General features: G+C 44.3%; 6 protein-coding genes. 4 read left to right on the top strand and 2 right to left on the bottom strand.

The features are described from left to right. Positions 1 to 1,145 (bottom strand): chromosomal replication initiator protein DnaA (gene dnaA, locus PX484_RS02375; protein ID WP_288102752.1); only part of this gene is annotated, 1,145 nt, incomplete at its 3' end. Between the two features lie 120 nt (positions 1,146 to 1,265). Between dnaA and def the strand changes: the two genes are divergently transcribed. From def to hemB, 3 genes are all read left to right on the top strand, one after another. Then, a complete protein-coding gene (gene def, locus PX484_RS02370; protein WP_194015178.1) occupies positions 1,266 to 1,808 on the top strand; it encodes a peptide deformylase in 543 nt (180 codons plus the stop codon). A 373-nt stretch (positions 1,809 to 2,181) separates the two neighbouring features. Beyond that, the gene (gene folE / locus PX484_RS02365; protein ID WP_002752393.1) at positions 2,182 to 2,838 is read left to right on the top strand and encodes a GTP cyclohydrolase I FolE; all 657 of its coding nucleotides are present in this window, start codon (positions 2,182 to 2,184) and stop codon (positions 2,836 to 2,838) included. A gap of 116 nt (positions 2,839 to 2,954) precedes the next feature. After that, complete coding sequence (gene hemB / locus PX484_RS02360; protein WP_002789044.1) at positions 2,955 to 3,935, top strand: porphobilinogen synthase; 981 nt, start codon at positions 2,955 to 2,957, stop codon at positions 3,933 to 3,935. Here the strand turns inward: hemB and PX484_RS02355 are convergent. Further along, positions 3,932 to 4,540, bottom strand: a complete 609-nt coding sequence (locus PX484_RS02355; protein WP_004163859.1) for a chromophore lyase CpcT/CpeT — start codon at positions 4,538 to 4,540, stop codon at positions 3,932 to 3,934. The two genes, hemB and PX484_RS02355, sit on opposite strands and share 4 nt — an antisense overlap. A 78-nt stretch (positions 4,541 to 4,618) precedes the next feature. On the opposite strand from PX484_RS02355, the gene PX484_RS02350 reads away from it, so the two are divergent. Then, positions 4,619 to 6,426 (top strand): thioredoxin domain-containing protein (locus tag PX484_RS02350; RefSeq protein WP_288102751.1); only part of this gene is annotated, 1,808 nt, incomplete at its 3' end.

The raw sequence follows: 6,426 nt of genomic DNA, 5'->3' as shown, positions 1-6,426 counted from the left end.
CCAATCTGTCGGGCAAAACTAATTTCTCGTCGGCGGGAATTTCCTTTTAGATCGGCGATCGAGAGTTGAAACTTTTCCGCTACTACCGCCATAATAATCTCAGGAGAAGTGGCAATTTTGGCCATTGGTGGATTTAAAACCGGCGCGATATTTTCTACCGTCATCGGCAATCCGGAGATAGAAATATAAGTAGTAGCCCGGATTAATGCCCCCTCTAATTCGCGAATATTAGAAGTATAATTAACGGCAATATATTCGATAACTTCTCTTGGGAGACGCAGATTTTCGTACTCGGCCTTTTTTTGTAAAATTGCCATGCGAGTTTCGATATCCGGTGCTTGGATATCGGCGACTAATCCCATAGAAAAGCGAGAAATTAAACGATCCTGTAAACTGGGCATCTGTTTGGGCAGGCGATCGGAGGCTAAAACTACCTGTTTTCCCGCTTCGTGCAGGGTATTAAAGGTATGAAAAAATTCTTCTTGAGTGTATTCTTTTCCTTCAATAAATTGCAGATCATCCACTAATAATATATCGGCATGGCGATAATGATTACGAAAACTTTCCATACTATCTTGACGGATAGCGGTGATTAAATCATTAGTAAATTGTTCCGTCGATACATAAAAAACCCTAGATTGAGGATATAATTCTAGACGATAATGACCGATCGCTTGCATTAAATGGGTTTTACCTAATCCCACACCACCACAGAGAAAAAGCGGGTTAAATTCCCTCCCGGGTAATTCCGCCACCGCTAAAGCAGCCGCGTGGGCCATACGATTGGTTGGACCGACAACAAAACGGGAAAAATTATATTTAGGGTTAAGTTGATTACTGGGGGATAATTCTGATTCTAAGCTAGTGTTGGGCTGGAAAATAGCGATCGAATCGCCCTGTTGTGCCGTTAGTTGAATCTCGACGGGATAACCGACGATATCCTCGACCACTTCAGCAATTGTTGACAGATAATTTTTCTGAAGATGGTTAAGAATAAAAGGATTGGCAGCCTGAATTACTAAGCGATCGTTTTGCCATTCTTTAACCGTCGCCGTTTGAAACCAAGTCTCGAAAGCGGGACGGGTTAATAGTAATTTTAGACGCTCTAGGAGATTATGCCAAAGTTGTTGGGCGCTGCTATCCACGATTAATTTTGATTAACAAAGTTGCTCTAGTGCTGCTGCGGGGAAACCTTATCAGTTTAGCGAGATTTTGCCCTTGACGATAAAATAATTTTCAGAGGAAAACAATTAATCTTTAGACAGATGACGCAAGTTTTAACAATCACCCAATTAGGAAATCCAATTCTAGAGCAAAAAGCAGCAGCGATCGATAATCTTCTCGATGCTGACTGTCAAAATTTGATCGATTCCCTGATTACCACCGTACAAGCTGCCCACGGGGTAGGAATTGCCGCGCCCCAAGTTGCTCGATCTCTGCGTCTGTTTATCGTTGCTTCTCACCCCAATCCTCGTTATCCCGACGCTCCGATCATGCAGGCCACTGCCATGATTAATCCTCGCATTTTGCAGGTGAGCGAGGAAATGGTCAAGGGTTGGGAAGGTTGTCTCAGTGTCCCCAATTGGCGCGGTTTTGTCCCCCGTCATCAGTGGATTGAGGTGGCCTATTATGATCGCAATGGTCGGGAAATCCGTCAAGTTTTCAGGGATTTTGTCGCGCGCATCTTTCAACACGAATACGATCATCTGGAAGGAATCCTCTTTCTCGATCGCCTTGCTTCTCCGGCGGATTTATACTCGGAGGAAGAATACCATAAAATCAGGAATATTGCTGAATATAAGCGATAAAATCGCAAAATCTGCCTATCTCTTCAAAATAAGTTAAATAACTCAACGGGAATATTTTATCTGGCGACAAAATTTTTGTTGGTAAATCTAAATTTTTTGTTAAAATGATAACGATTATCATTCTAGGAAGCCCAAGATAGCAAACAAACGAACTACTTGACAAGATAGACTAATTATGTAGTAGAACCCTGCCTGCCCTCAATATTTCCGCACCGGAGATAACCCCACAGATGAGGGAATAACCCGATAGCTTTCATTAGTTATCGTCTAGATGCCCAGAAAAATAAATACTCTAGCAAAGGGTATTTATTGACATTGGTAACATCAGAAAACTTTGCCGATCAATTAACTATTGGAGTCCGTAAAAATATCTATGACCTTAGCTAAATCCAAAGCAATTTTCGACAATGATGACTACAATCACTTTCCCGAAGTGATTACCGAACCTAAATCGCCGGTATCGGAAGCCGAGATGATGCAAGCGGTAAGAACACTGCTGTTAGGATTAGGAGAAGATCCCGATCGCGAAGGTTTACGAGACACTCCCAAACGAGTAGTAAAAGCCCTAAAATTTCTCACTTCTGGTTATCAGCAATCCCTGGATGAATTGCTGAATGGGGCAGTTTTTCACGAGGATGCTAACGAGATGGTTTTAATCCGAGACATCGATATTTTTAGCTCCTGTGAACACCATATTTTACCAATTATCGGCCGCGCTCATGTTGCCTATATTCCTAACGGGAAAGTGATCGGTTTATCGAAAATTGCCCGCATCTGTGAAATGTACGCCAGACGACTGCAAGTACAGGAACGTTTAACCGCACAAATTGCCGATGCTTTGCAAGGATTACTACAACCTCAAGGGGTAGCTGTGGTGATTGAAGCGACTCATATGTGTATGGTAATGCGCGGGGTTGAAAAACCCGGTTCTTGGACTTCTACGAGTGCCGTGCGCGGTATTTTTGCCGATTCTGCTAAGACTCGTCAAGAGTTTATGAGTTTGATTCGTCATAGTCCCGATTTTCACTAATTAGTCAGGGGGATCAGGATTATTTGATCGTCCTATCCCCGGTTTTTGCCTAGGTAAAAAACTAGAGCAAAACCAGCTATTTACTGTTTACTTTTTATTTTTAACTCGCTGTTATCATGCTGATTCGTCCCCGTCGTCTTCGTTATACTCCAGCGATTCGCCGTCTTGTTCGTGAAACTGAATTAACCGTTAATGACTTGATTTATCCCCTCTTTATCATGGAGGGAGAAAATCAAAAGGTGGCTATTCCTTCTATGCCCGATTGTTATCGTTATTCCCTCGATTTATTGCTCAAAGAAGTAGTTAATGCTTATAATTTAGGCATTAATGCCATCGCTCTTTTCCCCCTGATTGCCGAAGATAAAAAAGATAATTTCGGTAGAGAAAGTTATAATCCCGATGGTTTAGTGCCAAGGGCGGTGAAAGCGATTAAAAAAGAAGTCCCTGAAATAATTATTATTACCGATGTTGCCCTCGATCCTTTTTCGATTTATGGTCATGATGGTATTGTGGAGGACGGTAAAATTCTCAATGATGAAACCCTAGAAGTTTTAGTGAAAATGTCGCTCTCGCAAGCGGCGGCCGGGGCTAATTTCGTCGCTCCTTCCGATATGATGGATGGTAGGGTTGGGGCGATCCGTCGAGCTTTAGATGCGGCTGGCTATTTAGATGTGGGAATTCTCGCTTATACGGCTAAATATGCCTCTGCTTATTATGGTCCCTTCCGAGATGCTTTAGAATCAGCGCCAAAATTTGGTGATAAGAAAACCTATCAAATGGATGGGGCTAATAGTCGGGAAGCCTTACGGGAAGCCAGTTTAGATATAACAGAAGGGGCAGATATTATTATGGTTAAGCCCGCTCTTGCCTACCTCGATATTATCCGTCGTCTGCGCGATAGTAGTCATCTTCCCGTCGCCGCTTACAATGTTAGTGGTGAATACGCAATGATTAAAGCGGCGGCAAAACAGGGCTGGATTGACGAAAAAAGCCTGATTTTGGAAACTTTAACCAGTATGAAACGAGCGGGGGCCGATTTGATTTTGACCTATTTTGCTCTCGATGTGGCATTAATGAAACAGGAAAGCCGATTTTAGGGTTTTTGCCAGCGAAATTGATAGACATTATCCTGCGCTCCCCATACCTGCCGGCCAAGGCTATCATAACCTCGATCGCTGGTATCCATGCCCTGGGAATGTAGAATAATTGTATTAGTTATTTTCACCGCACCTCTGGCATTCGTGGGACAACCCTGGGGGGGAGTTTCTCCCCGATAACCCCCCGCTATCGGTTTTAAAAACACAGTACACACCGACTCGGCCAAATCTGATACATTTAATTTTCTTTCTGTCAAGTCTTTGTTACAAAAATTAATAAAGTTAGGGGCATTATTTAACTTATAAGCTTTTGATTCCACAGTGGAATTATCGGGGCTAGGTTGAATGACTAAAATTCTTTGACGATAGGGTTGATTTAAGCGATCGATAATTGCCTGTTCCTGATAAAGATAAATACTATCCTGTTTCGGGGAAAAATCCACGGCACAGGTAGTCATTTGCACCTTAGCAATGCGCGGGTTAGTCTGCGCTTGTTGCGTCGTATCCATGACCCCAATTAAATGATTAGCCACCCCTTGCACTTGCGGATTAAGGAGTAAAGATTGAGTGAGAAAAAATCCTAGGGCGATCGAAGTTTTCAGCATGAGCAGAGGCTTGATTCTAGGTTAGTCTCTAATTAGCTTAAACTAATAAGCAGCAAGAGCAAAAATACCCCTTTTCCCATGGCTAATCATCTGGCTGAATCTGAAAGTCTTTACCTGCGAAAACACGCCGAAAACCCGATCGATTGGTGGTATTGGTGTGACAGCGCCCTAGAAATTGCCAGGAGAGAAGATAAACCGATCTTTCTCTCGATCGGTTATTCTAGCTGTCATTGGTGTACGGTTATGGAAGGAGAAGCTTTTTCCGATCGGGCCATTGCCGATTATCTCAATCAGTATTTTTTGCCGATCAAAGTTGATCGCGAGGAAAGACCGGACATCGATAGTATCTATATGCAAGCATTGCAGATGATGGTCGGTCAAGGGGGTTGGCCGCTGAATGTATTCCTAACACCCGATAGTTTAATTCCCTTCTATGGTGGCACCTATTTTCCCGTGCAACCGCGTTTTAACCGGCCCGGTTTTCTGCAAGTGTTGCAATCGGTACGTCGCTATTATGACGAGGAAAAGGAGAAATTAAGCAAATTTACGGCCGAAATGCTGGGCGCACTGCGTCAATCGGCTATTTTACCGCGAGCAGAGACCAATTTAGCCGAACCTTCCCTTTTAGCCACAGGAATCGAGACAAATACGGCAGTGATTCGGGTTAATCCCAATAATTACGGTCGGCCCAGTTTTCCGATGATTCCATATTCTCATCTGGCTTTGCAGGGCAGTCGCTTTGGTGACGATTTTGAGGATTCCCTCCGGCAAGTGGCCTATCAACGGGGGGAAGATCTGGCCCTGGGGGGAATCTATGACCATGTGGGGGGAGGATTCCATCGTTATACGGTGGATTCGACATGGACAGTTCCCCATTTTGAAAAAATGCTCTACGATAACGGGCAAATTGTCGAATATTTAGCCAATTTGTGGAGTGCGGGTAATCGAGAGGCGGCCTTTGAGAGAGGGATTAAAGGCACGGTTAACTGGCTAAAACGGGAAATGACCGCCCCAGAAGGTTATTTTTATGCGGCCCAAGATGCCGATAGTTTTGAGAAGGCCACGGATAGGGAACCAGAGGAAGGGGCCTTTTATGTCTGGTCGGATTTAGAGTTAAGGGATTATCTCTCGACCGAGGAATTGGGGCTGCTGCAGGCTAATTTTACCGTTACTGCCGAGGGGAATTTTGAGGGTCGTAATGTGCTGCAACGTCGGCAAGGGGGAGAATTAGGGAAGGAGATAGAAAATATCCTCGATAAGTTATTTATTCGGCGTTATGGCAGTTCTCAAGCCCAATTAGCTCTTTTTCCCCCGGCCAGAGACAATCAAGAGGCGAAAAACGTCTCTTGGCCGGGACGGATTCCGGCGGTAACGGATACGAAAATGATCGTCGCTTGGAATAGTTTGATGATTTCCGGTTTAGCCCGGGCTTTTGCCGTCTTTAGCGAACCTTTGTACTGGCAAATGGCTACGGTCGCGGCCGAGTTTATTCTCCAGCATCAGTGGTTAGATGGACGTTTTCAGCGCTTGAATTATCAGGGTCAGGCCTCGGTTTTGGCCCAATCGGAGGATTTTGCCTATTTTATTAAGGCTTTACTGGACTTGCAAACGGCTAATCCCCAAGAAACTCGCTGGTTAGAGGCGGCTATCGATCTACAAGGGGAATTTGATCGCTGGTTTTGGGCCGAGGATGAGGGGGGATATTTTAATACTGCTTCCGATCATAGTCTCGATCTGATCGTGCGAGAACGGGGTTATACGGATAATGCCACCCCTTCGGCCAACGGAATTGCGATCGCTAATTTATTGCGTCTGTCGCGATTGACGGAAAATCTAGAATATCTCGATCGGGCCGAAAAGGCCTTGCAATCTTTTAGTACCATCCT

It is taken from the genome of Microcystis sp. M49636_WE2, assembly GCF_030065375.1.
Classification (GTDB): Bacteria; Cyanobacteriota; Cyanobacteriia; order Cyanobacteriales; family Microcystaceae; genus Microcystis; species Microcystis aeruginosa_C.
This window is presented reverse-complemented; position numbering and strand designations above follow the sequence as displayed.